Below are 25,914 nucleotides of genomic sequence, written 5' to 3' on the forward strand. Positions count from 1 at the left end.
TGGCGGAAGCTTTACCTCGGGTTGGAACACCAGAAGGGGGAACACCGTGCCTGTCATCGCCCTCCTCGCCGCAATCGTCGTCGTCGGCATCGAACAGAGTATCGAAGTCAAGTACGGCACCACCGGCATCGTCGGACTGCTGCTGCTCACGATAGGCATCAAGGCCAAGAGCCCCGCGATCAGCTCCGCCGGCGCCGTGGTGCTGGCCCTGCTGGTCTCGGGGCCCGCCCTATGACGTCAGCTCCAGCTCCGAACTGATCGTTTCCCACAGCGAGTTGAACCACAGATGCGACTGCTCCACGAAGGTGGTGTCGCGCAGCCCGGTGCCCTGCTCGAAGGCGAACAGCATGGACCGGGTCCCCTCGGCGTCGTAGAGCTCCAGGAACTCGTGGTCGATCTCCTCCTCGCGACGCGTCACCGTGTAGTAGGCGAAGAGCGCCTCCACGCCGTTGAGCAGGTACAGCTTCACCGGAGGCGTGAAAGGCAGGGCGCGAAAGGTGACCTGCACATCGATGCCGTGCGTCGCCCGCAGAGCCAGCAGATTGTGCTGGAGCACCTGGCCCTGGGCATTGCGCTGGGCCAGCCAGCGGCGGCGCAGCCGACCCGCGGCCGTGGCGTCCACGGGGGCCGGGAAGGCGAGATCGATATGACGGCTCGGCAACAGGACCCGGACGTCGACCTTGGCCGGTTTCAGCCGTCCGGCGTGGATCTGGCGCAGCGGTTCGCCGAGGGCGAGGGTGAGCGAGACGGCGGTCAGACACAGGGCGTCGATCTCGACGTGCGGAGCGGCGAAGGCGGACGCCGTACGGGGTGCGAGCGCCACCATGGTGGGCAGCGGCCGGGCTCCGGGGCCGGTCAGGGCCCTGCCGAGGTCCGGGGCGACGGTGGCGGGGCTGCCCTTGGACACGTTGATGAGCAGATGCTCGGACTGCAGGATGCGCAGGGCCTGCCGTACGGCTCCCCGTTCCACGCCGAACTCGTCGGCCAGCCGGGCCTGGGTCGGCATGCGCTGGCCGGGCTGGAGCTCGCCGGAGCGGATCCGGGCGCGCAGCTCGTCGGCCACCTCGCGATGTGACTTCTGTGGCCGCGGTGACCTCTTCCGTCCATTGACGGAGGCGTGTTTCGGGTCCACGGCCAAACAGTACAACTTCCCGCCATCTTTGGGCAGTTCACTGAAAGGTGGTTATGAGACGCTTCCACGCGGTCATAAGTACAGTGAAGTTGGTCGCCAACTTGCGCAACATGGTCAAACTTTCAGGGGGTTGGCGATCTGAGGCACCGGACACGACTGGCCGGGCTCCCTTCCGGAGGGGAGCCGGGAGCCCGGTTCAGTCAGCACGACGCACAACAACCACAACTACAACTTCATCCACAACTGAAGAGCACGCTACGGATGAGTACGGAGGACAAGGCCTGTCGTCGGCGGGAGGAGCTCAGAACAGGTCCGGGCACCAAGGCCGCCTGGACGTACGCAGCAGGGCGTCGGCCACACGGGCGGCGCCCGCTCGTTCTTCCCGGACCCGGCCGAGCGCGGCGAGCCGTACGGCGGTCTCGTCGCCGAGCCAGAGCGTGGCGAGGTCGGAGAGCGTGATGCCGAGATCGGCGGTGTCGGTGGTGGCCGCGCAGGCCCCGGTGCCGTCCGCGGCGGCCTCCAGCCGGTACCGCCCGCCGCCGTCCACGACGTCCAGCACCAGCGACCCCGCGCCCGCGTACGTCCTCGCCTCCATGGCCCGGACGACATCGAGGATCCGCACCCACATCCAGTCGGCCTGGGAGGTCAGCCGGGCGGCTCGGGGGTCGGGGAGGAAGTGCGGGAGCAGATCGTCGGGCGCGCGCCAGCCGGTCTTGACGGTGGCGATCCAGTCGATGGAGCACAGGTACCGCCACAGGGCGCGCTCCGCGGCCGGGGTCACCCCGATCAGCCACTTCACAGTCGCCGTGTTGAGCGGCTGCTTGCCGTCGCCCCAGTGGTCGTCGGAGGTGTACGCCACCATGCCCTCGACCTCGCCGGACTTCGAGCGGTACACGGCGTAGTGGGGTTCCTTGAAGCTGTGGAAGAACAGCACCGCGCCGGTGGTGACCTGCCACCACAGATCGTCCCGGCTGACGGCGCCGGGGAGCGTACGGCGCAGGCGCTCGTGCAGTTCCGGGCCGAGCTTGCGGACGTCCGGGGCGTCGATCAGGTCGATCCTTCCGCCGTCCTCGGGGCCGGACCAGCGGGGGTCGAGGCCGGTGCGGGGTACGTCGATCGTCCACTCGGCCATGGTGGTGGCGGGGCCGAAGCCGTAGCGGCCGTAGATCGGGTACTCGGCGGCGATGAGGGTGGCGACGGCGTCGCCGCGCTCCTTCGCGGCGGCGAGGTCGCGCTCCATCATGCGGCTGAGGAGGCCGCGGCGGCGGTGAGTGGGGGAGACGGTGACGTTGGTGATCGCGTCGGCGGGGACGGCGGTGCCGCCGACGGCCGTGAGCCGCTGGTCGAAGGACCGGAAGGTGGCGACGCAGCGGTCGCCGTCGAAGGCGCCGAGGAGTCTGCCGGGGACGAACCAGGGTTCCCTGGCGGCCAGTTGCTCCTCGGTGAGTGTCGGCTCCCGCAGGAACCCGGTGTTCACGGCGCGGTGCCAGTCGGCGAGCTCGGCTTCGGTGGTCGGTCGGACGTCGATGTCAGCGGCGCGGGTCATGGACTCACGGTAGGCCGGGGCCGCGGGGGGTGTCGCGACGATTTCCCTCGCCCCCGCCGCCCCTACCCGTCCCTCCCCCAGAGGGGCCCCCACTGGGGGCTCCGCCCCGAGAGCCCCCTGGGTGGGCGCGAAAAGGTCACAGCAGCAAGTCGTCCACCTGGGCCTCGCCCTCCCGGTAGCGGCGGGCGATTTCCGCGCTGCAGTCGTCCGTCGTGCGCTGCAGGGATTGGCGGCGGACCGAGACCTGTTGCTCGTAGCGGACCAGGCGGGCCATCGCCTCGGTCAGTTCCGCGTCCGTGCGGGCGCCGAGGTCGGACAGTTCGACCTCCGCCAGCATCTCCGCCGCCAGCCGCCGGTACTCCTCGCTGTGCGGCGTCCCGAGCGTGACATGCCGAGCCGAGGACCGCTGCCGCGCGGGAGCGTCCCGCAGGATCTCCGGGAGCCGTTCGACCACCGACGCCGCCCCGACCGGCGACCGCCGCGCCAGCTCCGCCCGCAGGATGTCGATCCGCCCCTGCAGCAGCCGCCGCACATAGCTCAGATCCGCCTCGTCGCGCTGCGCGTCCCGCCGCAGCGTGCGCAACTCGGGCAGCCTCAGTACGGTCAGTTCGTGCTCGGGCGGAACGGCCGGCAGCCACGCCGACGCCTCCGTCGCGGTGCGCTGCGCGGGCGGCCGCGGCTGACTTCGCTGGCCCACGTGGGTCAACGAGACAGCCCCGGGCGGCCGCCCGGTACTCGGTGTGCTCATGTGCCTCTACCGTCCCCTCGACCGGCGTGTGGAAGCATCGTGCCACCCCAAGTGGTCGCTATGTGACCGAGTGCCCCCGATCGGCCCCAGATGGGGGGTTAAGGATCAAAAAAGAATTCCCGGAACTCCCTTACGGACCGGCCCGCGGCGCACGGCATGATGGTCCGCATGCGTGCAGTGGTGCAGAGAGTGGACGGCGCGAGCGTCGTCGTGGACGGGGAGACCGTAGGGGAGATCACCGGCGAGGGACTGTGCGTCCTCGTCGGCGTCACCCATGACGACACCAAGGAGAAGGCGGCCCAACTCGCCCGCAAACTCTGGTCGATCCGCATGCTGAACGACGAGCGGTCGTGCAGCGACATCGACGCCCCGCTCCTGGTCATCAGCCAGTTCACGCTCTACGGCGACGCCCGCAAGGGCCGCCGCCCCACCTGGAACGCCGCCGCCCCGGGCGATGTGGCCGAGCCGCTGGTCGACGAGGTGGTGGCCCAACTCCGCTCCCTCGGCGCGACCGTGGCGACGGGCCGCTTCGGCGCGAAGATGAGGGTCTCGCTGACGAATGACGGCCCGTTCACGGTCCAGCTGGAAATCTAGGGCTCTACGACGACTTCCTGCGCCGCCGCCGTCTCCCCCGCCACCAGCGCCGCGTCCGTCGGCACGTTCCGCTTCACCAGCGCGAGGGCGACCGGCCCCAGCTCGTGATGGCGTACCGACGTCGTGATGAACCCGATCTTCCGCCCGTCGGGCCCCTCCTCCGCGAGCCGGATCTCCGTCCCGGCGACCGGGAGGTGCACCTCGCTGCCGTCGAGGTGCAGGAAGACCAGCCGCCGCGGCGGCTTGCCGAGGTTCTGCACCCGGGCAACGGTCTCCTGGCCGCGGTAGCAGCCCTTCTGGAGATGGACCGCGGTACCGATCCAGCCCAGCTCGTGCGGGATCGTGCGGTGGTCGGTCTCGAAGCCGAGCCGCGGGCGGTGGTGCTCGACGCGCAGCGCCTCGTAGGCGAGCAGCCCGGCCGCGGGCCCGGCCTTCTCGGCGTAGGACTCCAGGTCGGCGCGCGGGAGGAAGAGATCACGGCCGTATGCCGTCTCGCGTACGACGACCCCCTCGGGGACCTCGGCGATGGACCCGGCGGGCAGATGCACCACGGCGATGTCGGCGGTCCGGTCGGTGACCTCGACCTGGTAGAAGAACTTCATCGACTCCAGGTAGGCGATCAGCGCGTCCTGGGTGCCGGGCTCGACATGGGCCCAGGCCGTCGTGCCGTCGTCCACCAGGTACAGCGCGTGCTCGATGTGGCCGTGCGCGGAGAGGATCAGCGCCTCCGTGGCCTCGCCCGCGGGCAGCTCGCTGACGTGCTGGGTGAGCAGCAGATGCAGCCAGCTCAGCCGGTCCGGGCCGGTCACGGCGACGACCCCGCGGTGCGAGAGGTCGACGAAACCGGAGCCGTCGGCGAGCGCGCGCTGCTCGCGGAACAGTTCGCCGTAGTGGGCGGCGACACCTTCGTCCACGCCCTCGGCGGGGACGGCACCGGGCAGGGTCAGCAGAGGGCTCTTCATGGGAGCAAGCCTACGACTCGGTAGTTGAAGTCTTCAGCGAGCTCTTGCGCGCGCAGTCCTTGCAGCGCCCGAAGATCGCGAAGTGCTTCATATCGGTCTCGAAGCCGAAGGTGTCCCGCAGCTTGGCGGTGAACTCCGCGGCCACCGACACATCGGCCTCGATCACGTTCGTGCAGTCCCGGCACACGAGGTGGATGTGATGGTGCCGGTCCGCGAGGTGGTACGTCGGCGCCCCGTGCCCCAGGTGGGCGTGGCTGACCAGACCGAGCTCCTCCAGGAGCTCCAGGGTCCGGTACACCGTGGAAATGTTGACCCCCGACGCCGTCTTCCTCACTTCCACGAGGATGTCGTCGGGGGTCGCATGCTCCAGGGTGTCCACGGCTTCGAGCACAAGTTGCCGCTGCGGCGTCAGCCGGTAGCCGCGCTGCCTGAGATCACTCTTCCAGTCGGTGCTCACCACACCGACGAGTCTAGAGCCACTTCGCGAAAGGCCTACTGGAACCTACTTGAAGAAGGCGATCCCGTCGTCGGGCATGTCGTCCGGCAGGGCCTTCGCCCAGCGCTCGACTTCCTCGGGGGTGACAACCTTCTTGAGGTGGGCCGACATGTAGGGGCGCAGCTCGACCTCGGGGGTCTGCTTCTCGCCGACCCACATGAGGTCGCTCTTGACGTAGCCGTACAGGCGCTTGCCGCCGGTGTAGGGGGCGGCGTCGGCCGTGCGTGCGACCGCGTCCGTGACCAGGTCGATCTGCGGCTTCTTGGCCGCCAGCTCGCCGTACCAGATCTCGATCACACCGGTGTCCCGGGTCATCGTGATCTCGACCTTGCGGTCGGCGTCGATGCGCCAGAAGCCGTGCTCCGACTCCAGCGGCCTGACCTTGTTCCCGTCGTTGTCCAGCACCCAGGTGTGGGAGTGGTACTCCAGGAAGTCCCGGCCGTCATGGGTGAAGGTGACCTCCTGGCCGAAGTTGCACTTCTCGGCGCCGGGGAAGTCGTGCACGCCCGCTCCGGCCCAGTTGCCGAGCAGGAAGGCGAGCGGGACGAGGTCCTTGTGGAGGTCGGACGGGATCTCGATCATGGGAGGCGTTTCCTAGACGTCGGTCAGCGCTGGCCCTGGTACAGCTTCTTCACGGTCAGTCCGGCGAAGGCGAGGACGCCGACGGCGACCAGGACCAGCAGGGTCTCGAAGAAGACGATCACAGGGTGCTCCTTGGTGAGCGTAAGGGCGATTGCACAAGGCCGGGCCCCAGCTTACGCGGCCGGGGCCCGGCCCACTTTCGGAGGTCAGCCGAGCAGCTGGCTCTGGAGGACGACCGTCTGCCGGAAGGGGACGGCGAGCGCCTTTCCCTTGCGGGACTGGACGACGAGCCCCAGGACGTCACCCGCGGTCAGATAGGCCTGCCGGACCTGCTGGGCGCCGTACGGCTTCTCCTCCCGGTACGCGTACCGGTTGACGTTCTGCGGTCCCCTGATCCCCGCCAACGTGTCGTCGAACGCGGAGATGACGTCGCCGCGCACCTGGTAGGCCGGGCCGCCGAACGGGGCGAGGGTGCCGGAGGTGAGCTCGTCGACCACCGCCGCGGTACCGAACCGCAGCAGGTAGACGCGGGTCCGGGTGCCGTCGTCGGTGGTCCAGCCGCGGGCCGCGATGTGCCGCAGTCCGTGGTCGACGAGCTTCTGCCGGAGTTCGTCCCGTTGCGTCCGGTCGGGGAACAGTGACAGGAAGTCCTTCGTCGCGAGCCAGCCGTCGTCCCCGCGCAGCGCCTTGTCCTGCGTCGCGCCCTCGGGCGCGGGCAGGACCAGAGCGCGCAGGTCGGCGTGGTGGGTACCGGCCGGGTTCGACTCGTCGAACGGCCCCGGGCTGCCGGACGGCAGCGGCGGCAGGGTGAGCGTGGGGTAGTCCCAGCGCCCGTCCGACTCGGTCGCGAGCCCCGGTACGTCGGTCCGCTCCAGGCGCGTGACGCCGTACGCCGAGGCCGCGCCGATGGCCGCGAAGACGGCGACGACGGCGGTCCAGCGAAGGGCGGCCCGCAGGGCCCGGCGGTCCTTGCGGGGTGCTTCCGGCGCCTGCGGTGTCTCCAAGACCTCCGGTGCCTCCGGTGCCTCAGCCTCCGGTGCTTCCGGTGTCTCGGGGACCGTCGCCGTCGCCGCCGCCGTCTCCTGCTGTTCGTTCATGGTCATACCGCTTCTCCCGGCTCGGCGATGCGGCCGAGCTGCACGCGCAGCAGCTCCGCGACCCCGAAGGTGTCCAGTGGCCTGACGCCGTCCGCCATGACGGTGATCAGGATGTCGCCCTGGTGGGCGGAGCAGATCAGGGAGTCCAGGTTCTCGTCCGCCTCCTTGGGCGACAGGAAGCACCAGGCATTGTCGTACCCCCTGATCTTCGGACCGTCGCGGAAGACGTCCAGGGAGTCGAGGAGATCGTTCTGGTACGTCGAGATGTTCCGGACGACCGACCGGTTCTCCATCCGGGACAGCACGACGCTCGCGGTGAAGGTCTCGTCGGGCTCCGAGGTCACGAAGCTGCGCATCGCCATGCCGGTGATCCGCGCCTTGTCGATCTGCTTCTCGACCTGCCGACGCTGGGTGCGGGGCAGGTTGCGCAGGGACTCCTTGCGCAGGGCGGTGGCCTGGGCGCCGCTGAAGGACACGTCGGAGCCGAACTCCGTGACGTCGGGCCCCCGGGTCCAGCCGTAGGTGCCGTACGGCACGAGCAGGCCGGCGAGCCCTGTCGGCCGGGCGGCCCCGGTCTCCTCGTCGGACCGGTCCTGCGGGAACTTCCAGCGCGGGGCGCCCGCGTCCCGGTCGGCGTCCCGCACGGTCACCACGGTGTGGCCGACCCCGGCGACCAGGGCACCGGCCAGCAGCAGGACCCCGGCCACGGCGGCGACCCGACGCAGCCGTACGGGCTTCTTCGCGGGCGGCGCCGGGGTGTCCGCACCCGGGTTCTCGATCTCGCTCACAGCCGCTCCATCTGCCGCTCGGCCAGACCCAGGACCGTCTTCCTGGGGACGGGCTCGGTGCTGTAGATCCAGATCTCCATGGCGAGGTCACCGCGCCAGGCGTGCGCCTCCGCGCTGTACACCGGCTCATAGCCCGGTTCGGCCACCGGAACGGTGTGCACATAGGCCATTCCGTCCTCGGTCCCGGGCACGGTCCAGCTCTTGGTGTTCTTGTCGCCGTCGGTCCAGGGGCTGTCCCACTCCTTGCCGTCGAAGGTCGCCCAGAACTGGTGGTTCTCGGCGGAGTCCGCGGCCGCGATCGACTCCTCCTGCCGGAACTGCACCAGCCGGATCTCGACGGAGTACGTGCCGGTCTCCCAGCCGGTGACGGCGGCGCGGCGGAAGCCGTGGGCCATGGCGTCGAACATCTCGGCCGGGTCGTCATAGGTGCTGGTGTAGTCGGCCAGGTCGAACCAGCCGTCGGTGCCGGTGAACCACGCGGGTTCCTTCGTTCCGGCCGGCTTCTTCAGCAGCAGCTTGCGCAGGTCGCCCTCGGTCCTGACCTGGCGGTCGAGGGAGGCCGGGAGGGGCTCCGGCGCCTTGCCCCGGGACCGCGTCAGCTCCGGCTGGGACAGCGAGGGCAGTCGCGTCGGCTCGCGGTCGGCCTGGACGAGGTAGCCGGCACAGGTGCCCGCCACCAGGCCGAGCACGGCCGCGCCGGTGAGCAGCAGCGCCGTACGCCCGCGCCGGCGTCTCGGAGCCGCTGTCTCTTCGGGTACTTCCAAAATCGTCCCCCCACGGAACGTGAAGCACGCATTCCGTATGCGCGCTCACAGGAGACCCATGGTCAAAGCTCAAGGTTGCCAGCGAGTTGATTACGATTCAGCCATGGCGAAGAAGCTCGTGATCAAGGTGACTGCCGGGGCCGACGCGCCCGAGCGGTGTTCGCAGGCGTTCACGGTGGCGGCGGTGGCCGTGGCCAGTGGGGTCGAGGTCTCGCTGTGGCTGACCGGGGAGTCCGCGTGGTTCGCCCTCCCGGGCCGGGCCGCCGAGTTCGAACTGCCGCATGCCGCCCCGCTGCCCGACCTGCTCGACTCGCTCCTCGCGGGCGGCAGGGTGACCCTGTGCACCCAGTGCGCCGCACGCCGGGACATCACCGAGAAGGACGTCATCGAGGGCGTACGGATCGCGGGCGCGCAGGTCTTCGTACAGGAGGCGCTCGGGGACGGGACGCAGGCGCTCGTCTACTGAGACGCGGCTACAACCGGCGCTTCTTGCCGTCCAGTTCGTCCCACCACTCGTCGGACTTCGGGTCGCCGGACGGATCGTCCCACCAGCGGTCGTCCGGTCCCCGTCGGTTGGCGACCATCGCGGCCAGCGGGGGGATCAGCATGGCGACCACGCACATGCCCACCGCCACCGGGACCGACCAGAGGCGTACGACGGCCCAGGCCAGGACGAACAGCGTGATGCAGATGCCCATCATGGCGAAGTACTGATGACGTCGCCGTGCGTACATATGTCCAGAGTAGGTCCGGACAGGCCGAAGGGCCGCACCCAGGCGTCCAACCCGGGGGTGCGGCCCTTCGGCCGGTCTGCGAGGTGCCTCAGACGGCGATGGCGACCTCCGCCAGGCCGCCCTGCTGGGCGACGACGGTACGGTCGGCCGTGCCGCCGGGAACCAGCGCACGGACGGTCCACGTGCCCTCGGCCGCGTAGAAGCGGAACTGGCCCGTGGCGGAGGTGGGGACCTCCGCGGTGAACTCGCCGGTCGAGTCGAGCAGACGGACGTAGCCGACGATGGGCTCGCCGTCCTTGGTCACCTGGCCCTGGATCGTGGTCTCACCGGGCTTGATCGTCGAGGCGTCGGGGCCGCCGGCCTTCGCTCCGCACATGTTGAACTCCTTGAGGGGTAAGGTCGGTGGTCTTACTTGTTGGCGCCGAGCTCGATCGGCACGCCGACGAGGGAGCCGTACTCGGTCCAGGAGCCGTCGTAGTTCTTGACGTTCTCCACGCCCAGCAGCTCGTGCAGGACGAACCAGGTCAGCGCGGAGCGCTCACCGATACGGCAGTAGGCGATGGTGTCCTTCGCCAGGTCCACCTGCTCCTCGGCGTAGAGGGCCTTGAGGTCGTCGTCCGACTTGAAGGTGCCGTCGTCGTTGGCGTTCTTCGACCACGGGATGTTGCGGGCGCTGGGCACGTGGCCCGGGCGCTGCGACTGCTCCTGCGGCAGGTGGGCCGGGGCGAGGAGCTTGCCGGAGAACTCGTCGGGAGACCGCACGTCGACGAGGTTCTGGGCGCCGATGGCCGCCACGACGTCGTCACGGAAGGCACGGATCGAGGTGTCCTGCGCCTTGGCCTTGTACTCGGTCGCCGGGCGGGCGGGCACCTCGGTGCCGTCGACCAGCTCGCGGGCGTCCAGCTCCCACTTCTTGCGGCCGCCGTCGAGGAGCTTGACGTTCTCGTGGCCGTAGAGCTTGAAGTACCAGTAGGCGTAGGACGCGAACCAGTTGTTGTTGCCGCCGTAAAGGATCACCAGCGTGTCGTTGGCGATGCCCTTCGCCGACAGGAGCTTCTCGAAGCCCTCCTGGTCGATGAAGTCGCGGCGGACCGGGTCCTGCAGGTCCTTGGTCCAGTCGATCCGGATCGCGTTCTTGATGTGGTTCTTCTCGTAGGCGGACGTGTCCTCGTCCACCTCCACGATCGCGATGTTGCTGTCGTCCAGGTTCTCCTGGAGCCAGTCGGCGTCGACCAGGACGTCGCTGCGGCTCATGCTTTCTCCTCCGGGGCAGTTGCGGCGGGGCGTGCAAGTGAGATGGGTGCGCGCGGTCCGGGTGCGGACGGCGCACGGGTGCCCGAAAACAGGGCGGCGGGGAATGCGAGGAGTCGGTGCTCTTCGCTCAGAAGGTGCGACAGAGCATGGCGGCGACGCGGCACAGGTCTACTGCCCGCCGCTTCGTGAGATCCGCCTGTCGCTTCATAGCTGCGATCGTAGGGAGGGACGGGCGCGCATGTCACCGGCGTGTCGCATGCTGAGACGCGATCGTCCGGGATGCGGGATGAGCGAGCCGTCGAGGCCGGTCCCGCACGGCCTCCGGGGTGCTGTATCGGCCGTCACATCTACGGTGCGGACGGCGTCGTCTCGCCTGTCGGACACCCGGTGTTCACCGAGGGGGTCGAGAGGGGACCGAGGGGGTGATTACCCCGCGAGCCGGACGTTCGAACCCTTCACGCTGATCTCCACGCCGTCCTTCGCCGCCTCGACCTTGTCCAGCTGGATGCCTCCGGGGAGACCGTCGATGCGCTGCTCGAAGTCGGTGATGTCGCGGGCCCTGGACTCGGCGATGTCCACGCCGCCGAAGGAGGGCAGGGAGTCGGCGTGCACCTTGACGATGTCGCCCTCGGTGGTCACGGAGCTGAGCACGGAGACCGGGTTGGGCAGCTTCACGCCGAGGACGGTGGCCTCCACGGCGACCTTGATCCGGCCGTTGCCGCCGTCGGAGAGGCCCACGACATGGGCGGTGACCCCGGGGCCGACCTCGGTGGGCTCGGACTGTGCGGTCTTGAGCAGCTCGGCGTAGGTGATGGAGGCGGTGCCGGTGGCGGAGGCGGCGGTGGCGGAGCTGTAGTCGCCGGAGAACTGCACGCCCTTCATGTTCGCCTTCAGCCCGGCGATGCGGATGGTCTCGCCGCCGGTGCCCGCACTGGCCTCGTAGTCCTCTATCCCGACCTCCACGTCGTCCAGCTCACCGCTGGCCATCTGGGTCAGGAAGGGGAAGCCCTTGATCGACACGTCCGGAGTGGCGGCGAGGTTCTCCGTGGTCCTCAGCTTCTCCGCGGCCTCGTCCTCGGCGAAACCCACGGCAAGGCGGTCGGCGAGCACGAACAGCCCGCCGAGGATGACGACGACGATCAGCGATATCCGCAGTGCGCGCATGTTCCGGTGTTCCCCCACCTAGGCGGTCACGACGACCGAGTGGCCGCCATCCGGGGAGCGTAACCCTGCGGTGTCCGGGGGCCCCGGAATTGTCGATCAGCTGTGACAGGGGGCTGGGGGCTGGGCCAGGGGTCGCCGCCGTGGCGGCTAGCCCAGCGCCCGGCCCAGCACGTACACCGCCGGGGCCGCCGCGGCCAGGGGCAGGGCGACTCCCGCCGTGAAGTGGACGAACTTCGACGGGTAGTCGTAGCTCGCCACGCGGTGGCCGATCAGGGCGCAGGCGGCTGCCGCCGCGCCGAGCAGGGCGCCCTCGGCGCCCACGTCGGTCATGCCGCCGACCGCGATGCCCGCACCCGCCGCGGCGAGCAGGGAGACGACCACGGACGCCGGGGTCGGCAGCGGGAGCGCCCGGGCCAGCAGGGCCACCGCCACGGCCGCCGCGCCCACGGTGACCGCGTCCGCCTTCGCCGCGAGGTAGCCCGCCGCCACGATGGACAGGGCCGCGGAGGCGACCGTGGCCATCAGTCCGTACATCCGCTCGTCCGGGTCGGCGTGGGAGCGGAGCTGGAGGACCAGGGCGAGCAGGACCCAGACGCCCAGCGTGCCGAGGATCGCCGAGGGGGCCCGGTCGGACGCCAGCAGCGCCACGTCCGCGGTGAGCGCGCCCGCGAAGGCCAGCGCGATGCCCTGGCGGGCCGGCCACATGCCGTTCAGCCGGAACCAGCCGGCCGCGGTGACGGCCTGCAGGAGCACCAGCGGGACGAGCAGCGCGTACGTGCCGATCGCCGCCGCGCCCGACAGCAGCAGGCCCAGCAGTGCCGTCAGCGCCGCCGGCTGCATCCCGGGCTCGATGACCGGGGACCGGCCTTCGAGGCGCGCCCGCTGGGCGTCGGTCACACGGGAGTTGCCGCCGAGGGTGGCCGGGCCGTAGGCCGTGTTCGGGTCCGTGGGCACGGACGCGGGCGCGGGCGCCTCAGGGGCGGCCGGGGCCATCGGGGGCAGCGGGGCCGCGTACGGCTCGTGCCCCTGCGGGTCGTGCGCCTGGGGGTCGTACGCCTGCTGCGGCACGTACGACGTCTCCGCCGCCGAGACCGGTGCCTGCACCTGCGTCTCCCAGGTCTGGCCCTGCCACTGCTGGGTGTACTGCTGGGCGGCCTGCGGGTCCTCGTACCCCTGCTGCCACGCCTGCCCCTGGGCGGGCGGCTGCTGCTGCTGCCCGTACGGGTCGTAGGCGTCGTAGCCGCCCTGATACGGCTGGTTGGTCATCGCTCATCCTCCTGCGAACGGCGGGAGCACCTCGACCGTGCCGCCGTCGGCCAGCCGTACCGTCTCATGCCCGCGGGTGCCCACGGGGTCACCGTCGATGAGGAAGGAGCAGCGCAGCAGGACGCGCGTCAGTTCCCCGGGGTGTCGCTCGCGCACCGCGGCGAGCGCCTCGGCGAGCGTGGCCGCGTCGTACGACTCCTCGCCGATCCCGGCCGCGGCCTTCGCGGCGGCCCAGTAGCGCACCGTGACCTTTGCCATCCCGTCCCTCCGGACCTCTCCGTCAACAGGGCCAGGCTAGCCCGCCCGGCCGAGGGCCCAGTGACCGATCCGGGCCAGCAGCTCGTCCGCGGCCGCGTGCTCGGCGTGGCCCATGCCCGCCTCCAGCCAGAGTTCGCCGTGGTCGCCGGCCGCCTCGGCCAGCATCCGGGGGTGGTCGACGGGGAAATACCCGTCCCGGTCGCCGTGCACGATCAGCAGCGGGGTCGGGGCGATCCGCGGGACCGACTCCACCGGGGAGAGCGGGACCGGGTCCCATCTCCGGTGGTGGATGCGCGTCCGCAGGCCGTAGCGGGTCACGAGCCGGCCCTCACGCCGGGTTACCAGCCAGTGGACCCGGCGCATAGGGGCCGTGCCGCGGTAGTACCACCGGGCGGGGGCACTGACCGAAACCACCGCGTCCGTTCGCGCCTCCGTGCGCCCCACGTGCTCCGAGCCGTACAGCGCGCCGTGCCGCAGCACCACCGAGCCGCCCATGGAGAAACCGACGGTCACCACGCGCGGGTGCCCGAGCTCCCGCGCCCAGGCCACCGCCGCCGCCAGATCGAGCACCTCCTTGTCCCCCACCGTGGACCGCCCGCCGGAGCGTCCGTGGCCGCGGAAGGAGAACGTGACCACGGCCCCGTACTGCGCGAATGCCGTCGCCACCCGGCGCACATGCGGTCGATCCACATCGCCGGTGAATCCGTGCGCGATCACGAACACCAGGTCACTTGAAGATGGAGTTCCGGCGTCGTATACGACCGCACCCGGTTCGTATACGGAATCGATCGGCACTCCGTCTTTCGTGCGCAGAAACGTCCGTATAGGGGTGCGTCTGCTCGTCTCAGAATTCGGAACAGCCGTCGAACGCGCCACATGACCTGCCGGACCAGTGCTCATGTGGGCTATTCTGCTGGGCAGAGGACTCGGGCAGCGTAGCCCCCGGGTCCTTTTGTGCTTTCGGAAGCGTTGTATACGACGCGGGAAACCGCAGGTGTACGGGGCCCCGGGATCGCAGAGCTAATCCGCTGTGCTGCAAACGTCCTCGCAGGGACCGAGGAGGAACCAGACGTATGAGTTCTCTGCTGCTCCTGACCAATGCCCTCCAGCCGTCGACGGAGGTGCTCCCGGCCCTCGGCCTGCTTCTGCACAATGTGCGCGTTGCTCCCGCCGAAGGCCCGGCCCTCGTCGACACCCCGGGCGCCGACGTCATTCTGATCGACGGCCGCCGTGACCTCCCCCAGGTGCGCAGCCTGTGTCAGCTGCTGCGCTCCACCGGACCCGGCTGTCCGCTCATCCTGGTCGTCACCGAGGGCGGTCTCGCCGCCGTCACCGCCGACTGGGGCATCGACGACGTACTGCTCGACACCGCCGGTCCCGCCGAGGTCGAGGCGCGACTGCGGCTGGCCATGGGCAGGCAGCAGATCGTCAACGACGACTCCCCGATGGAGATCCGCAACGGCGACCTCTCCGTCGACGAGGCCACCTACAGCGCCAAGCTGAAGGGGCGGGTCCTCGACCTCACCTTCAAGGAGTTCGAGCTCCTCAAATACCTCGCCCAGCACCCGGGCCGCGTCTTCACCCGCGCCCAGCTGCTCCAGGAGGTCTGGGGCTACGACTACTTCGGCGGCACCCGGACGGTCGACGTCCACGTACGGCGGCTGCGCGCCAAGCTCGGCCCCGAGCACGAGTCGCTGATCGGTACCGTCCGGAACGTGGGTTATCGATTCGTTACGCCCGAGAAGGGCGACCGCGCGGCCGAGGAGACGCGGGCCGCCGCGGACCGGCCAAAGGCGGCGGATACGGACGAGACGGCGGTCCTGGACGGCGTCGAGGTCAGCGCGGATGCCTGACCCGCTCGGACCGCGCTCGGGCGGGGCACGGGCGAGCGCCTTCACGCCCTGCCCAGAGTGGGTCCATCCGCGTAGACTCCGCGCGTGGCCAAGGTAACCAGGGATGATGTGGCGCGGCTGGCAGGGACGTCCACTGCCGTCGTCAGCTATGTCATCAACAACGGACCCCGGCCGGTCGCCCCGGCCACGCGCGAGCGCGTTCTCGCCGCGATCAAGGAGCTGGGGTACCGGCCCGACCGGGTCGCCCAGGCCATGGCCTCGCGCCGGACGGACCTCATAGGTCTGATCATCCCGGACGCGCGTCAGCCGTTCTTCGGCGAGATGGCGCACGCGGTCGAACAGGCCGCCTCCGAGCGCGGCAAGATGGTCCTCGTCGGCAACACCGACTACGTCGGCGAGCGCGAGGTCCACTATCTGCGGGCCTTCCTGGGCATGCGGGTCTCCGGGCTGATCCTGGTCAGCCACGCGCTGAACGACCTGGCCGCGGCGGAGATCGACGCCTGGGACGCACGGGTCGTGCTGCTGCACGAGCGCCCCGAGGCGATCGACGACGTCGCCGTCGTCACGGACGACCTCGGCGGTGCCCAGCTCGCCGTGCGGCATCTGCTGGAGCACGGCTACGAGTACGTCGCCTGTATGGGTGGCACGGCCGAGACCCCCTCCGTCGGTGACCCGGTCTCCGACCACGTCGAGGGCTGGAAGCGCGCCCTGGAGGAAGCGGGGATCTCACCCGAGGGGCGGCTGTTCGAGGCGCCCTACAACCGCTACGACGCCTACCGCATAGCGCTGGACCTCCTCGCCGGTCCCGACCGCCCGCCGGCGATCTTCTGCTCCACCGACGACCAGGCGCTGGGTGTGCTGCGGGCGGCTCGGGAGCTGCGGATCGAGGTGCCCGGCGAGCTGGCCGTCGCCGGGTTCGACGACATCAAGGAAGCGGCGCTGGCGGATCCCCCGCTGACGACGATCGCTTCGGACCGCTCGGCGATGGCCCGGGCGGCCGTGGACCTCGTCCTGGACGACGGGCTGCGGGTCGCCGGGTCCCGGCGGGAGCGGCTGAAGGTGTTTCCGTCGCGGCTGGTGACGCGGCGGTCCTGCGGCTGCGCGTAGACACACCTGCCGTCCTTATATCGGGCATACGAGGTTCTGTCGGGCTTCTCAGGGAGCGCTCAGGGAGCTCTCATGGTCGGGCGACAAGCTCATGGACATGACCGAGAGCTTCCGCCGTGACGGCGAGTACGAGCAGTACGAGAACCCGTACGCGAACCCGTACGCGAACCCGGAGTGGCCGCCTCCGCCGGCCCACCAGCCCGCTCCCGCTCCTGTCTCCGAAGCTCCGCGCAAGAAGCGGCCCCGGGGTCCCATCGCCCTGCTGGCCGCCGTCGCGCTCGTCGCCGCGGCCGTGGGTGGCGGTACCGCCTACGCCGTGCAGGAGCTGAGCGGCAGCGACACCGTCGCCGCGAGCACCACCACCAGCGTGCTGCCCTCCAGCAAGAAGGGCGACATCGCGGCCATCGCCGAAACGGTCAGCCCGAGCATCGTGGAGATCAGCGCCACCTCCAACTCCGGTGAGTCCACCGGCTCCGGCGTGATCATCACCAGTGACGGCGAGATCGTCACCAACAACCACGTCATCTCCGGCGCCTCCTCGATCAAGGTGACGACCAGTGACGGCAAGGAGTACACCGCCCAGGTCGTCGGCACCGACAGCAGCAAGGACCTCGCGCTGATCAAGCTGGCGGACGCCTCCGGCCTGACCGCGGCGAACCTCGGTGACTCCGACAACGTGCAGGTCGGCGACACGGTCGTGGCGATCGGCTCGCCCGAGGGGCTGACCGGCACCGTGACCAGCGGCATCGTCTCGGCGCTGGACCGCGATGTCACCGTCTCCACCGGCGAGGGCCAGCAGCAGCAACAGCAGGGCGGCGGCGGGTGGCCGTTCGAGTTCGGCGGCCAGGAGTTCAATGGCGACACCGGCTCGTCCACCACGACGTACAAGGCGCTCCAGACGGACGCGTCCCTGAACCCGGGCAACTCCGGCGGCGCGCTGATCGACATGAACGGCAACATCATCGGCATCAACTCCGCGATGTACTCCTCGGCCTCGTCCTCCTCCGACGCCGGCAGCGTCGGCCTCGGGTTCGCCATCCCGGTCAACACCGTCAAGTCCGACCTCGCGAAACTGCGGGCGGGCGAGCAGAGCTGATCCCCTTCAAGGAGGACGTCATGATCAAGCAGGTCTCCCGCACGGTGGCCGACACCGACCCGGCTCGCATCGCGCTGGCCCTTGAGGTGGCGTACGAGCTGCATGCCCCCGCCGCTCGCGCCCCGGAGCTGGCCACCGGCCGTACGACGGCCCGCCGCCGCGCCCGCGGTCGTACGACGGCCCGCGCGTAATCCACTTCTCAACGCGCCGGCCGCCGACATGCGAGGCTGAAGGCGTTGACGAACCGTCCCTCCGCACCCGAGGAACCCGAAGCCCATGAGCCCCGCCGATGGCGACCGTGAACCCCTGCGCATCCTGATCGTCGACGACGAGCCCGCGGTGCGTGAAGCACTCCAGCGCAGCCTCGCCTTCGAGGGGTACGGCACGGAGGTCGCCGTCGACGGCGCGGACGCCCTGGAGAAGGCCACGGCCTACCACCCCGACCTGGTGATCCTCGACATCCAGATGCCCCGCATGGACGGCCTGACCGCCGCGCGCCGCATCCGCGGGGCGGGCGACACGACTCCGATCCTGATGCTGACCGCCCGCGACACGGTGGGCGACCGGGTGACGGGGCTGGACGCCGGGGCGGACGACTACCTGGTCAAGCCCTTTGAGCTGGACGAACTGTTCGCCCGCGTACGCGCCCTGCTGCGCCGCAGCTCGTACACGGCTTCCGGCGCGGGCGCGGTCGAGGAGGACGAGGCGCTCACCTTCGGCGACCTGCGTATGGACCTGGCGACGCGGGAGGTGACGCGGGGCGGGCGGCCGGTGGAGCTGACCCGTACCGAGTTCACGCTGCTGGAGATGTTCATGGCCCATCCGCGGCAGGTCCTCACCCGCGAGCAGATCCTCAAGGCCGTCTGGGGCTTCGACTTCGAGCCGTCGTCGAACTCGCTGGACGTGTACGTCATGTACCTCCGCCGCAAGACGGAGGCGGGCGGCGAACCGCGCCTCGTCCACACCGTCCGTGGTGTGGGCTATGTCCTCCGACAGGGCGGCGCGGAGTGAGCAAGGTGTTCCGCCGGTTCCGCGCACTGCCGATCCGGTCGCGGCTGGCGCTGCTGGTGGCGGCGGCGGTGGCGTTCGCGGTGGCGGCGGTTTCGGTTACGTGTTGGTTCATTGTGCAGGGCAAGTTGTACGAGGAGCTGGACAACGACCTGCAGTCGAGTGTCGGCCGGTCACAGCCGGAGACCGCGGTGGCCGCAGCGCTGGACACCTGCGCGCAGTCACCCTCCGACGCGGCTCTCTTCGGCCCGCGGTTCAAGGGCTACTCCCAGTTGGTGCAGGCGGACGGCACCGCCTGTCTGTTCGGCGGCTCCGAGGCCCTGGTGAAGGTGGCCGACAGCGACAAGAAGGTGGCGAAGGACCCGCACCTCGACGAGGGCGTACTCCGCAACGGGACGGACGATGACGGCAACCCCGTACGCGTGCTGACCACCGCGCTGGTCGTCAACAGCGCCAACGGCCCGTACGTCGCCAAGGACACCGCCCTGCTCATCGCCGTCCCCCTCAAGAGCACCGAGTCCACCCTCAACGAACTCGCCCTCATCCTCCTGCTCGTCTCCGGCGTCGGAGTCATCGGCGCCGGAGCCGCCGGCCTGGCCGTCGCCCGCGCAGGCCTGCGCCCCGTCGACAAGCTCACCGAGGCCGTGGAACACGTGGCCCGGACCGAGGACCTGAGCGTCCGCATCCCGGTGGAGGAGGACGCCGAGGACGAGGTGGCACGCCTGTCCCGCTCCTTCAACACGATGACGTCCTCCCTGGCCAGCTCCCGCGAGCTGCAACAACAGCTCATCGCGGACGCCGGCCACGAACTCCGCACCCCCCTCACCTCCCTCCGCACCAACATCGAACTCCTCACCCGCAGCGAGGAGACCGGCCGCCCTCTCCCCGAGGCCGACCGCAAGGCCCTGCTCGCCTCGGTGAAGGCTCAGATGACCGAACTGGCCGCCCTGATAGGGGACTTGCAGGAGCTGTCCCGCTCGGAGGGGCAGCGAGGTGAGCGCGTCCAGGTGGTCTCGCTGGAGGAGACCGTGGAGGCCGCCCTCCGCCGCGCCCGCCTGCGCGGACGGGAACTGACGATCACGGCCGACCTCCAGCCGTGGTACGTCCGCGCGGAACCGACCGCCCTGGAGCGTGCGGTGGTCAACATCCTCGACAACGCGGTGAAGTTCAGCCCCGAGGGCGGCACGATCGAGGTCGCGCTGGCCGACGGCGTGCTCACGGTCCGCGATCACGGCCCCGGCATCCCCGCCGAGGAACTCCCGCACGTCTTCGACCGCTTCTGGCGTTCCCCGAGCGCCCGTGCCCTCCCCGGCTCGGGTCTCGGCCTCTCCATCGTGGCCCGTACGGTCCAACAGGCGGGCGGCGAGGTGACGCTGGCCCCCGCCGAGGGCGGCGGCACGGTGGCGACCGTACGCCTGCCGGGGGCCCCGACGCCCCCGCCGGAGGTGCCGTAGCGCCACGGCGGCAACCTTCCCGCCCTCCGTGGCGACTCCACGTCGACCCGCCCCGTACCTCACGGAACGAAAACGGAGCCGACGCATGGACACCCCCGCCCCCCACGCCTCCCCCACGGAGCACCCCCGCCGCAAGCCCCGGCACCGCCGACGGAAGACCGCGCTGGCGGTCGGCCTCCCGCTGACCCTGACCGCCGCCGGTGCCCTCGCCTACACCCCGCTCCTCGGCGACGAGGCCCAGCCCACCGCCTCCGCCGCGACCGCGCCCGCCTGGGCGACTGCCACGGCGGACGGCTTCGCCTCCGTCAACTCGCTCGGTCAGAACGGCACGTACGGCGGCCGGGACGGCAAGACGGTGACCGTGAAGACGCTCGCGGACCTGGAGAAGTACGCGACCGCGGCGGAGCCGTACGTCATCGTCGTGGCGGCGACGATCGACATGAACCCGGTCGGCAAGGAGATCAAGGTCGCCAGCGACAAGACGATCGTCGGCTCCGGGACCTCCGGGCACATCGTCGGCGGCGGCTTCTTCCTGGGCACCGGCGTGCACAACGTGATCATCCGGAACCTGACCATCCGGGACTCGTACCAGGGCACCTGGAACGACAAGGACCACGACTTCGACGCGATCCAGATGGACGGCGCGCACCACGTCTGGATCGACCACAACGACCTGCGGCACATGGCGGACGGTCTGATCGACGTCCGCAAGGACTCGACGAACGTCACCGTTTCCTGGAACAGGCTCAGCGACAACAACAAGACATTCGGGATCGGCTGGACCGAGAACGTCGTCACGGACATCACGATCCACCACAACTGGTTCCGCGAGACCGAGCAGCGCAACCCCTCCACGGACAACGCGGCCCACGCGCACCTCTACAACAACTTCCTGGAGGACGTGGCCGGGACGACGATCAAGTCCTCTTACGGCAACTACTCGCGCGGCGCCACGAAGATGGTCCTGGAGAACTCCTACTTCCAGGGCTTCACCAACCCGGTGATCAGGGACAGCACGGCGGCGATCGTCCAGCGGGGGAACACGTTCTCCGGCACCAGCGGCCGCAACGAGAGCGGCGGTACGGCCTTCGACCCGAAGACGTACTACGCGTACACGCTGGACAAGACCGCGGACGTGCCGTCGCTGCTGAAGTCGGGGACGGGACCGCGCAGTTCGATCGGTACGACGGCCAGCACCCTCGCCGCCGCGGCGACCACCCTCACGGTCGCCAAGGACGGCAGCGGTCAGTACTCGACCGTCCAGGCCGCCGTGAATGCCGTACAGGCGAACAACCCGTCCCGGGTTGTCATCGCCGTGAAGCCGGGCACGTACCGCGAGTTGGTGAAGGTCCCGTTTAACAAGCCGCATGTCACCATCCAGGGCACCGGCGGCAGCCGCAAGGACACGGTGATCGTCTACAACAACGCGTCCGGGACGCCGAAGCCGGACGGCTCGGGTACCTACGGCACTTCGGGCAGCGCCACGGTCGCGGTGGAGGCGGACGACTTCCAGGCCCGCAACCTCACCATCACCAACGACTTCGACGAGGCGGCGAACCAGTCCCTCTCCGGCCACCAGGCGGTAGCCCTGCGCACGGCGGCCGACAAGATCTTCCTGGACTCCCTCATCGTCAACGGCGACCAGGACACCCTGCTGCTGGACACGTCTGGCGCGGACAAGCTGGGCCGGGTCTACGTCCGGAACTCCTACATCACCGGCAATGTCGACTTCATCTTCGGCCGGGCTACGGCGGTGATCGACCAGTCCGTCATCACTCTGAAGAAGCGCTGGAACGGCACGTCGGCGGGGTACGTCACGGCGCCGAGCACGGCGGCCGCGCGCAAGGGCATCCTGATCAACCGCTCGGCAATCAACGGAGACGTAACGGCCGGCAGCTTCTACCTCGGCCGCAACTGGCACGCCGGCGGCGACGCCTCCCTCCGCCCCCAGACCACGGTCCGTAACACCACCCTCAGCGCCGCGATCAAGTCCACCCCCTGGTCGGACATGGGCGGCTTCTCCTGGAAGAACGACCGCTTCGCCGAGTACAAGAACACGGGCGCGGGAGCGGGTTCCGCGAGCACCGACCGCCCGCACCTGACCGACGCCCAGGCGTCGGACCAGGAGACCGCGGACTGGCTGGGGGACTGGACGCCTACGGCTTCCTGACGCCACTGGAGCGCGGGCTGAGCACGCGGACGTTCGCCCCCCGGCCGTTCAGCCAGCGCTCCAGTTCCGGGCCGCCGATCTCACGTCGTACGCCCGCCCCCTCGACGACCGCAGGGCCGAAGAGGGTGCCGGTGAGTCCTCGTACGACCGTGTCGTCGTCGAGTACGGCTTTCAGGGACGTCTCGCGCACGGACGCGTCGGTGAGATCGGCGCCTTCCAATCTGACGTCGAGCAGAGCGGCGCCATGGAGCCGCGCCCCGCGGAAGCGAGCCGACCGGGCATCGACCGCCCAGCAGCTGGTGCTGCCCAGGTTCACGCCGTCCAAGGTGGCGCCGCGCAGGGAAGCCTCGTCGAGTTCGGTCTTGACCAGGCAGGCTCCGGAGAGGTCGGCCCCGTCGAGTACGGCGCCTTCCAGGTGGGCGCGATAGAGGTCGGTGCCGACGAGCCTGGCGCTGCGGAGGACGGTCTCCGTCAGGAGCGCCATCGCGAAGTCCGCACCTGAGACGTCGGCCCCGGACAGGTCGAGTGCCGAGGCGTCCAGGAGCGCGTCAGCCTGCTCGACCCACTCCTGGAGCACGGCGGCGGCTTCCGCGTCGGGCGGCATCATCCGGATGATCCGTCCTACGTCCTTCGAGGTCACGGGAACTCCAGCCCCGCCCCGGTCAGTCGCACCCTGATCCCGTTCTCCTCCACCCGTACGTCCGTCAGGTGCAGTTCGCCCCGCGGTGGCTTCGGGAGGCGGAAGGCCAGGGACAGGCGGTCGGTCAGGGCGGGGCGGGTCAGCGAAGGCAGTGCCTTCAGCAGCCCCGGGTCCAGGCCGAGGCGCTTCAGGACCTCTGGGTGCTCCAGTGCCAGGTCGAGGAGGTTCACGCTCATCGCCTGGCGTACGAAGCTCGGCGTTCCCGTCAGTTTTGACAGTTCCGTGTCCGAGCTCAGGGCCCGGCGTACCGCCGACTCCGGTACACCCAGCCTGCGCACCACCGACGGCACCGACAGCAGTGCCTTCGCCTTGCTCGTCTGCTTCGACAGCAACGTGGCCGAGGTTCGGGTCAGGTGCAGGCCCTGGGAGGGGCGGGTGCCGGGGCGGTAGGTCGCCAACTCTCCTATGTCCAGGCGTATTCCGCCGATCTCGGTGGTCAGGCCTCCGGTGCCGTCGCGGTCGACCCGGGCCTCCGCGCGTAGACGCAGATCGTGTCCGGCGACCGGAAGGGTGCCGCGGGCCAGGATGCCGTTCCGGCCCTGGGCGGTGAACTTCATCCGGGAGGCGCCCAGTTCGCGGTTCAGGTCGGCGAAGGAGAGCAGGACGTCGCCGTCCATCGCGGGGATGCGGAAGCCTCGTAGGGAGGTCGGGCCGTCGGTGCTCAGCCGTACGTTCTTCGCTGTCGCCGTCACCTTGGCCAGGGAGACCTGGTCGGCCGCCACGTCGGGGACCGTGATGCGGACCGACTCCAGTTGCTCGCCCGCGAGTTGGGTGAGGAACGGGAAGCCGCCGATCTCCACCTCGGGAGCGGCGGTCAGGTTCATTCGGTCCTTGAGCGCGTCCGCGGCCCGGTGTTCGGCGTAGAGCAGGGCCCAGCGGTCCGCGAGCGTGAGAAAGGCGGTGACGGCGAGTAAGCCGATCACCGCCTTCGTCGCGCGTGGCAGGCCCGCGAGGCGGCCGCGGCGGCGTCGACGACGTCCGCCGCGGCGGTGGTTGGGGGGTGCCCAGTCGTCCTCGTCATCCTCGTCGCCCTCGGGTTCAAGGGCCCGGATGCCGAGTTTGTCGAGCTCCGCCAACTCCTCATACGGGTCGATTTCGGGATGCGTCACTATGTGGTGGGGGGTACGCATCGATCCATACGATCATGCGCACCGGCCCCACCCGCAACCTCAACCGGCCCTTTGCGACTCAGCTCACGGTTCAGCTGACTATCTTGATCCGGTTCGCCGTCGGCGGCGCGATCGGGTTCGTGGCCGAGGAGTTGGCCGTCAGGTACTGCTCCAGTGCCGTCAGGTCGTCCGCGCCGACGAGGTCGTTCGTGCCCTGGCCCAGCGTGGTGAAGCCGTCGCCGCCGCCCGCGAGGAAGCTGTTCGTCGCGACGCGGTAGGTGGCCACCGGGTCGATCGCGGCGCCGTTCAGGAGAATGGAGTCCGTGACGACGCGGTCGGCGCCGGTCTTCGTCATGTCCAGCGTGTAGGTCAGTCCGGCGGACGGCAGCAGGACCTTCGGCGCGCTCGTGTTCGAGCCGCTGACCTGCTCCTTGAGCACCTGGATGAGCTGGGCGCCGGTGAAGTCCTGGAGGTTGACCGTGTTGGAGAACGGCTGGACCGTGAAGCCCTCGGCGTAGGTGACGACACCGTCGGTGCCGTACGTCAGACCGGCCCGCACACCGCCCGGGTTCATCAGCGCCAGGTCGGTCTCGGGGTCGAGCTGCTTGCCGTGGGCGAGCTGCGCGTCGGCGATCAGGTCACCCATGGGGGACTCGGTGCCGGTGTTCGGGATGTCACCCGAGATGTAGCCGATGGCACGGTTGCCGATGGGCGCCGCGAGGGTGTTCCACTTGCTGATCAGCTCGGTCATGTCGGTCGCCTTGGCGACGTCCCGGGTGACCACGTGGTTCGTCGACTTCACGGCCGTACGGGCGATGTCACCCGTCCAACGGTCGTACGTCAGCGTGGTGTCCGTGTACAGGCGGCCGAAGGACGCGGCCGAGGTGACCGTGCGGGGCTTGCCCGCCGGGTCGTTGATCGTGCAGGCGTAGGCCGCGTGCGTGTGGCCCGTGACCAGCGCGTCGACCTGCGGGGTGATGTTCTTGGCGATGTCGACGATCGGCCCGGAGATGCCGTCACCGGCGCCCGGCGAGTCGCAGTTGTAGTTGTACGACGCCGAGGCCGGGGCACCGCCCTCGTGGATCAGCGCGACGATCGACTTCACGCCCTGGCGCTGGAGCTCCCGGGCGTACTTGTTGATCGTCTCGACCTCGTCCTTGAACTTGAGGCCCTTGACGCCCTCGGCGGAGACGACACCCGGGGTGTCCTCCAGCGTCACGCCGATGAAGCCGATCTTGACGCCGTTCTTCTTCCACACCGTGTACGGCTTGAGGACCGGCTTGCCGGTCTTCTCGTTCAGCACGTTCGCCGCGAGATAGGGGAAGTCGGCGCCCTCGAACTCCTCGCCCTCGACATAGCAGCCGGCCGTCTCGTGGCAGCCGCCGTACTGAAGGCGCTTGAGCTCCTTGGAGCCCTCGTCGAACTCGTGGTTGCCGACGCTGGTGACGTCCAGGTCGAGCTTGTTCAGCGCGTCGATGGTGGGCTCGTCGTGGAAGAGGCCCGAGATCAGCGGGGAGGCGCCGACCATGTCACCGCCGGCCGCGGTGATGGAGTACTTGTTGCCCTCGCGGGCCTGGCGCAGGTGGGTGGCGAGGTACTCGACACCGCCCGCGTTGATGGTCTGGGTGGTGCCGTCCGCGTTGAGGTGGGTGACCCGGCCGGACGAGCCGGACGGCGGCTCCAGGTTGCCGTGCAGGTCGTTGAAGGACAGCAGCTGGACGTCCTGGTAGCGGCCCGACGTGTAACCGCCCTTGCGGTCGCCCTCGTCCGCGCTCGCCGACGCCGGCAGCGCGGCGGCCAGGGCGCCCACGGTGGTCAGACCCGCCACGGCGGTGAGGATGAGCTGCGTCCGGCGTCTGCGGCGGTGCTGCGGCTGCTGGGACATGGCTGGCATACGCCCCCCTATGAGTCGTATGGAGCAGAGGAGAAGTCATGAGAGGGCAGTGAATGCCCAGGGGCGCAGCCTAGAGTCAACGCGCGTAGCGCGGAAGGTGGTTCCGGGTTACATCCTGGTTTACCTTTTGCCGCCGGT

At 69.9% G+C, this 25,914-nt stretch carries 30 protein-coding genes; 10 read left to right on the top strand and 20 right to left on the bottom strand.

The features are described 5' to 3' along the window. Nucleotides 1-46: 46 nt before the first annotated feature. Nucleotides 47-235: a hypothetical protein gene (locus STRCI_RS19200; RefSeq protein WP_269660193.1), complete on the top strand. Its 189-nt coding sequence runs from the start codon at nucleotides 47-49 to the stop codon at nucleotides 233-235. Here STRCI_RS19200 and STRCI_RS19205 read toward each other — a convergent pair. The 3 genes from STRCI_RS19205 to STRCI_RS19215 form a co-directional block, all read right to left on the bottom strand. Further along, nucleotides 230-1,138: a winged helix-turn-helix domain-containing protein gene (locus STRCI_RS19205; protein ID WP_269660194.1), complete on the bottom strand. Its 909-nt coding sequence runs from the start codon at nucleotides 1,136-1,138 to the stop codon at nucleotides 230-232. The two genes, STRCI_RS19200 and STRCI_RS19205, sit on opposite strands and share 6 nt — an antisense overlap. Before the next feature lie 295 nt (nucleotides 1,139-1,433). After that, the gene (locus STRCI_RS19210) at nucleotides 1,434-2,678 is read right to left on the bottom strand and encodes a GNAT family N-acetyltransferase (protein WP_269660195.1); all 1,245 of its coding nucleotides are present in this window, start codon (nucleotides 2,676-2,678) and stop codon (nucleotides 1,434-1,436) included. A 136-nt stretch (nucleotides 2,679-2,814) separates the two neighbouring features. After that, nucleotides 2,815-3,426, bottom strand: coding sequence for an RsiG family protein (locus STRCI_RS19215; RefSeq protein WP_269660196.1), 612 nt, complete (start codon nucleotides 3,424-3,426; stop codon nucleotides 2,815-2,817). 168 nt (nucleotides 3,427-3,594) lie between these two features. On the opposite strand from STRCI_RS19215, the gene dtd reads away from it, so the two are divergent. Next, on the top strand, nucleotides 3,595-4,020 hold the full coding sequence (dtd, locus tag STRCI_RS19220) for a D-aminoacyl-tRNA deacylase (protein WP_269660197.1): 426 nt from the start codon (nucleotides 3,595-3,597) through the stop codon (nucleotides 4,018-4,020). On the opposite strand, the gene ygfZ is transcribed toward dtd, so the two are convergent. From ygfZ to STRCI_RS19250, 6 genes are all read right to left on the bottom strand, one after another. Continuing rightward, nucleotides 4,017-4,982, bottom strand: a complete 966-nt coding sequence (gene ygfZ, locus STRCI_RS19225; protein WP_269660198.1) for a CAF17-like 4Fe-4S cluster assembly/insertion protein YgfZ — start codon at nucleotides 4,980-4,982, stop codon at nucleotides 4,017-4,019. The genes dtd and ygfZ overlap by 4 nt on opposite strands. Nucleotides 4,983-4,992: 10 nt before the next feature. Then, nucleotides 4,993-5,442: a Fur family transcriptional regulator gene (locus tag STRCI_RS19230; RefSeq protein WP_269660199.1), complete on the bottom strand. Its 450-nt coding sequence runs from the start codon at nucleotides 5,440-5,442 to the stop codon at nucleotides 4,993-4,995. Nucleotides 5,443-5,484: 42 nt separating this feature from the next. Beyond that, a complete protein-coding gene (locus tag STRCI_RS19235) occupies nucleotides 5,485-6,060 on the bottom strand; it encodes a heme-binding beta-barrel domain-containing protein (protein ID WP_269660200.1) in 576 nt (191 codons plus the stop codon). A gap of 206 nt (nucleotides 6,061-6,266) precedes the next feature. After that, the gene (locus STRCI_RS19240) at nucleotides 6,267-7,157 is read right to left on the bottom strand and encodes a hypothetical protein (RefSeq protein WP_418953468.1); all 891 of its coding nucleotides are present in this window, start codon (nucleotides 7,155-7,157) and stop codon (nucleotides 6,267-6,269) included. Nucleotides 7,158-7,159: 2 nt separating this feature from the next. After that, a complete protein-coding gene (locus STRCI_RS19245; RefSeq protein WP_269660202.1) occupies nucleotides 7,160-7,945 on the bottom strand; it encodes a hypothetical protein in 786 nt (261 codons plus the stop codon). Next, complete coding sequence (locus tag STRCI_RS19250) at nucleotides 7,942-8,709, bottom strand: hypothetical protein (protein WP_336298808.1); 768 nt, start codon at nucleotides 8,707-8,709, stop codon at nucleotides 7,942-7,944. Before STRCI_RS19250 ends, STRCI_RS19245 begins: the two co-directional genes overlap by 4 nt. A 103-nt stretch (nucleotides 8,710-8,812) precedes the next feature. Here STRCI_RS19250 and STRCI_RS19255 point away from each other — a divergent pair, with 103 nt between their 5' ends. Continuing rightward, entirely contained in the window at nucleotides 8,813-9,175 is a 363-nt protein-coding gene (locus STRCI_RS19255) for a DsrE family protein (protein ID WP_019758402.1), read from the top strand. A 7-nt stretch (nucleotides 9,176-9,182) separates the two neighbouring features. Here the strand turns inward: STRCI_RS19255 and STRCI_RS19260 are convergent, their stop codons facing one another. The 8 genes from STRCI_RS19260 to STRCI_RS19290 all read right to left on the bottom strand — a co-directional run bounded on the left by STRCI_RS19260 (nucleotide 9,183) and on the right by STRCI_RS19290 (nucleotide 14,285). After that, nucleotides 9,183-9,443: a DUF3099 domain-containing protein gene (locus tag STRCI_RS19260; protein WP_041819727.1), complete on the bottom strand. Its 261-nt coding sequence runs from the start codon at nucleotides 9,441-9,443 to the stop codon at nucleotides 9,183-9,185. Between the two features lie 88 nt (nucleotides 9,444-9,531). Further along, nucleotides 9,532-9,819 carry a DUF1416 domain-containing protein gene (locus STRCI_RS19265; RefSeq protein ID WP_015659522.1) on the bottom strand — a complete coding sequence of 96 codons (288 nt, stop codon included), beginning with the start codon at nucleotides 9,817-9,819 and terminating at the stop codon, nucleotides 9,532-9,534. A gap of 32 nt (nucleotides 9,820-9,851) precedes the next feature. Continuing rightward, nucleotides 9,852-10,697: a sulfurtransferase gene (locus tag STRCI_RS19270; protein ID WP_269660203.1), complete on the bottom strand. Its 846-nt coding sequence runs from the start codon at nucleotides 10,695-10,697 to the stop codon at nucleotides 9,852-9,854. Nucleotides 10,698-10,824: 127 nt separating this feature from the next. Then, the gene (locus STRCI_RS43555) at nucleotides 10,825-10,905 is read right to left on the bottom strand and encodes a putative leader peptide (RefSeq protein WP_350310325.1); all 81 of its coding nucleotides are present in this window, start codon (nucleotides 10,903-10,905) and stop codon (nucleotides 10,825-10,827) included. 218 nt (nucleotides 10,906-11,123) lie between these two features. Further along, entirely contained in the window at nucleotides 11,124-11,861 is a 738-nt protein-coding gene (locus tag STRCI_RS19275) for an LmeA family phospholipid-binding protein (protein ID WP_269660204.1), read from the bottom strand. A 147-nt stretch (nucleotides 11,862-12,008) separates the two neighbouring features. Then, nucleotides 12,009-13,127, bottom strand: coding sequence for a hypothetical protein (locus STRCI_RS19280; protein ID WP_269660205.1), 1,119 nt, complete (start codon nucleotides 13,125-13,127; stop codon nucleotides 12,009-12,011). Nucleotides 13,128-13,130: 3 nt separating this feature from the next. Further along, nucleotides 13,131-13,385 carry a MoaD/ThiS family protein gene (locus STRCI_RS19285; RefSeq protein ID WP_269660206.1) on the bottom strand — a complete coding sequence of 85 codons (255 nt, stop codon included), beginning with the start codon at nucleotides 13,383-13,385 and terminating at the stop codon, nucleotides 13,131-13,133. Nucleotides 13,386-13,421: 36 nt separating this feature from the next. Next, nucleotides 13,422-14,285: an alpha/beta hydrolase gene (locus STRCI_RS19290; protein WP_269660207.1), complete on the bottom strand. Its 864-nt coding sequence runs from the start codon at nucleotides 14,283-14,285 to the stop codon at nucleotides 13,422-13,424. A 173-nt stretch (nucleotides 14,286-14,458) separates the two neighbouring features. On the opposite strand from STRCI_RS19290, the gene STRCI_RS19295 reads away from it, so the two are divergent. From STRCI_RS19295 to STRCI_RS19325, 7 genes are all read left to right on the top strand, one after another. Continuing rightward, a complete protein-coding gene (locus STRCI_RS19295) occupies nucleotides 14,459-15,238 on the top strand; it encodes a response regulator transcription factor (protein WP_269660208.1) in 780 nt (259 codons plus the stop codon). 84 nt (nucleotides 15,239-15,322) lie between these two features. Continuing rightward, entirely contained in the window at nucleotides 15,323-16,345 is a 1,023-nt protein-coding gene (locus tag STRCI_RS19300; RefSeq protein ID WP_269660209.1) for a LacI family DNA-binding transcriptional regulator, read from the top strand. 91 nt (nucleotides 16,346-16,436) lie between these two features. Beyond that, nucleotides 16,437-17,441, top strand: coding sequence for a S1C family serine protease (locus STRCI_RS19305; protein ID WP_269660210.1), 1,005 nt, complete (start codon nucleotides 16,437-16,439; stop codon nucleotides 17,439-17,441). A 20-nt stretch (nucleotides 17,442-17,461) separates the two neighbouring features. Further along, a complete protein-coding gene (locus STRCI_RS19310) occupies nucleotides 17,462-17,632 on the top strand; it encodes a hypothetical protein (protein WP_269660211.1) in 171 nt (56 codons plus the stop codon). 85 nt (nucleotides 17,633-17,717) lie between these two features. Beyond that, nucleotides 17,718-18,452 carry a response regulator transcription factor gene (locus STRCI_RS19315; protein WP_269660212.1) on the top strand — a complete coding sequence of 245 codons (735 nt, stop codon included), beginning with the start codon at nucleotides 17,718-17,720 and terminating at the stop codon, nucleotides 18,450-18,452. Next, nucleotides 18,449-19,903 (top strand): sensor histidine kinase, encoded by a 1,455-nt coding sequence (locus STRCI_RS19320; RefSeq protein WP_269660213.1) that lies wholly within the window; start codon nucleotides 18,449-18,451, stop codon nucleotides 19,901-19,903. The genes STRCI_RS19315 and STRCI_RS19320 overlap by 4 nt, the downstream gene beginning before the upstream one ends. A gap of 85 nt (nucleotides 19,904-19,988) precedes the next feature. After that, the gene (locus STRCI_RS19325) at nucleotides 19,989-22,073 is read left to right on the top strand and encodes a pectinesterase family protein (RefSeq protein ID WP_269660214.1); all 2,085 of its coding nucleotides are present in this window, start codon (nucleotides 19,989-19,991) and stop codon (nucleotides 22,071-22,073) included. Here STRCI_RS19325 and STRCI_RS19330 read toward each other — a convergent pair. The 3 genes from STRCI_RS19330 to STRCI_RS19340 form a co-directional block, all read right to left on the bottom strand. Continuing rightward, nucleotides 22,060-22,713 (bottom strand): pentapeptide repeat-containing protein, encoded by a 654-nt coding sequence (locus STRCI_RS19330; RefSeq protein WP_269660215.1) that lies wholly within the window; start codon nucleotides 22,711-22,713, stop codon nucleotides 22,060-22,062. The two genes, STRCI_RS19325 and STRCI_RS19330, sit on opposite strands and share 14 nt — an antisense overlap. Beyond that, entirely contained in the window at nucleotides 22,710-23,903 is a 1,194-nt protein-coding gene (locus STRCI_RS19335) for an LmeA family phospholipid-binding protein (RefSeq protein ID WP_269660216.1), read from the bottom strand. The genes STRCI_RS19330 and STRCI_RS19335 overlap by 4 nt, the downstream gene beginning before the upstream one ends. A 70-nt stretch (nucleotides 23,904-23,973) precedes the next feature. Beyond that, nucleotides 23,974-25,776 (bottom strand): bifunctional metallophosphatase/5'-nucleotidase, encoded by a 1,803-nt coding sequence (locus STRCI_RS19340; protein WP_269660217.1) that lies wholly within the window; start codon nucleotides 25,774-25,776, stop codon nucleotides 23,974-23,976. Nucleotides 25,777-25,914 lie beyond the last annotated feature (138 nt).

Origin of the sequence: Streptomyces cinnabarinus, from assembly GCF_027270315.1 — a bacterium.
GTDB classification, from domain to species: domain Bacteria; phylum Actinomycetota; class Actinomycetes; order Streptomycetales; family Streptomycetaceae; genus Streptomyces; species Streptomyces cinnabarinus.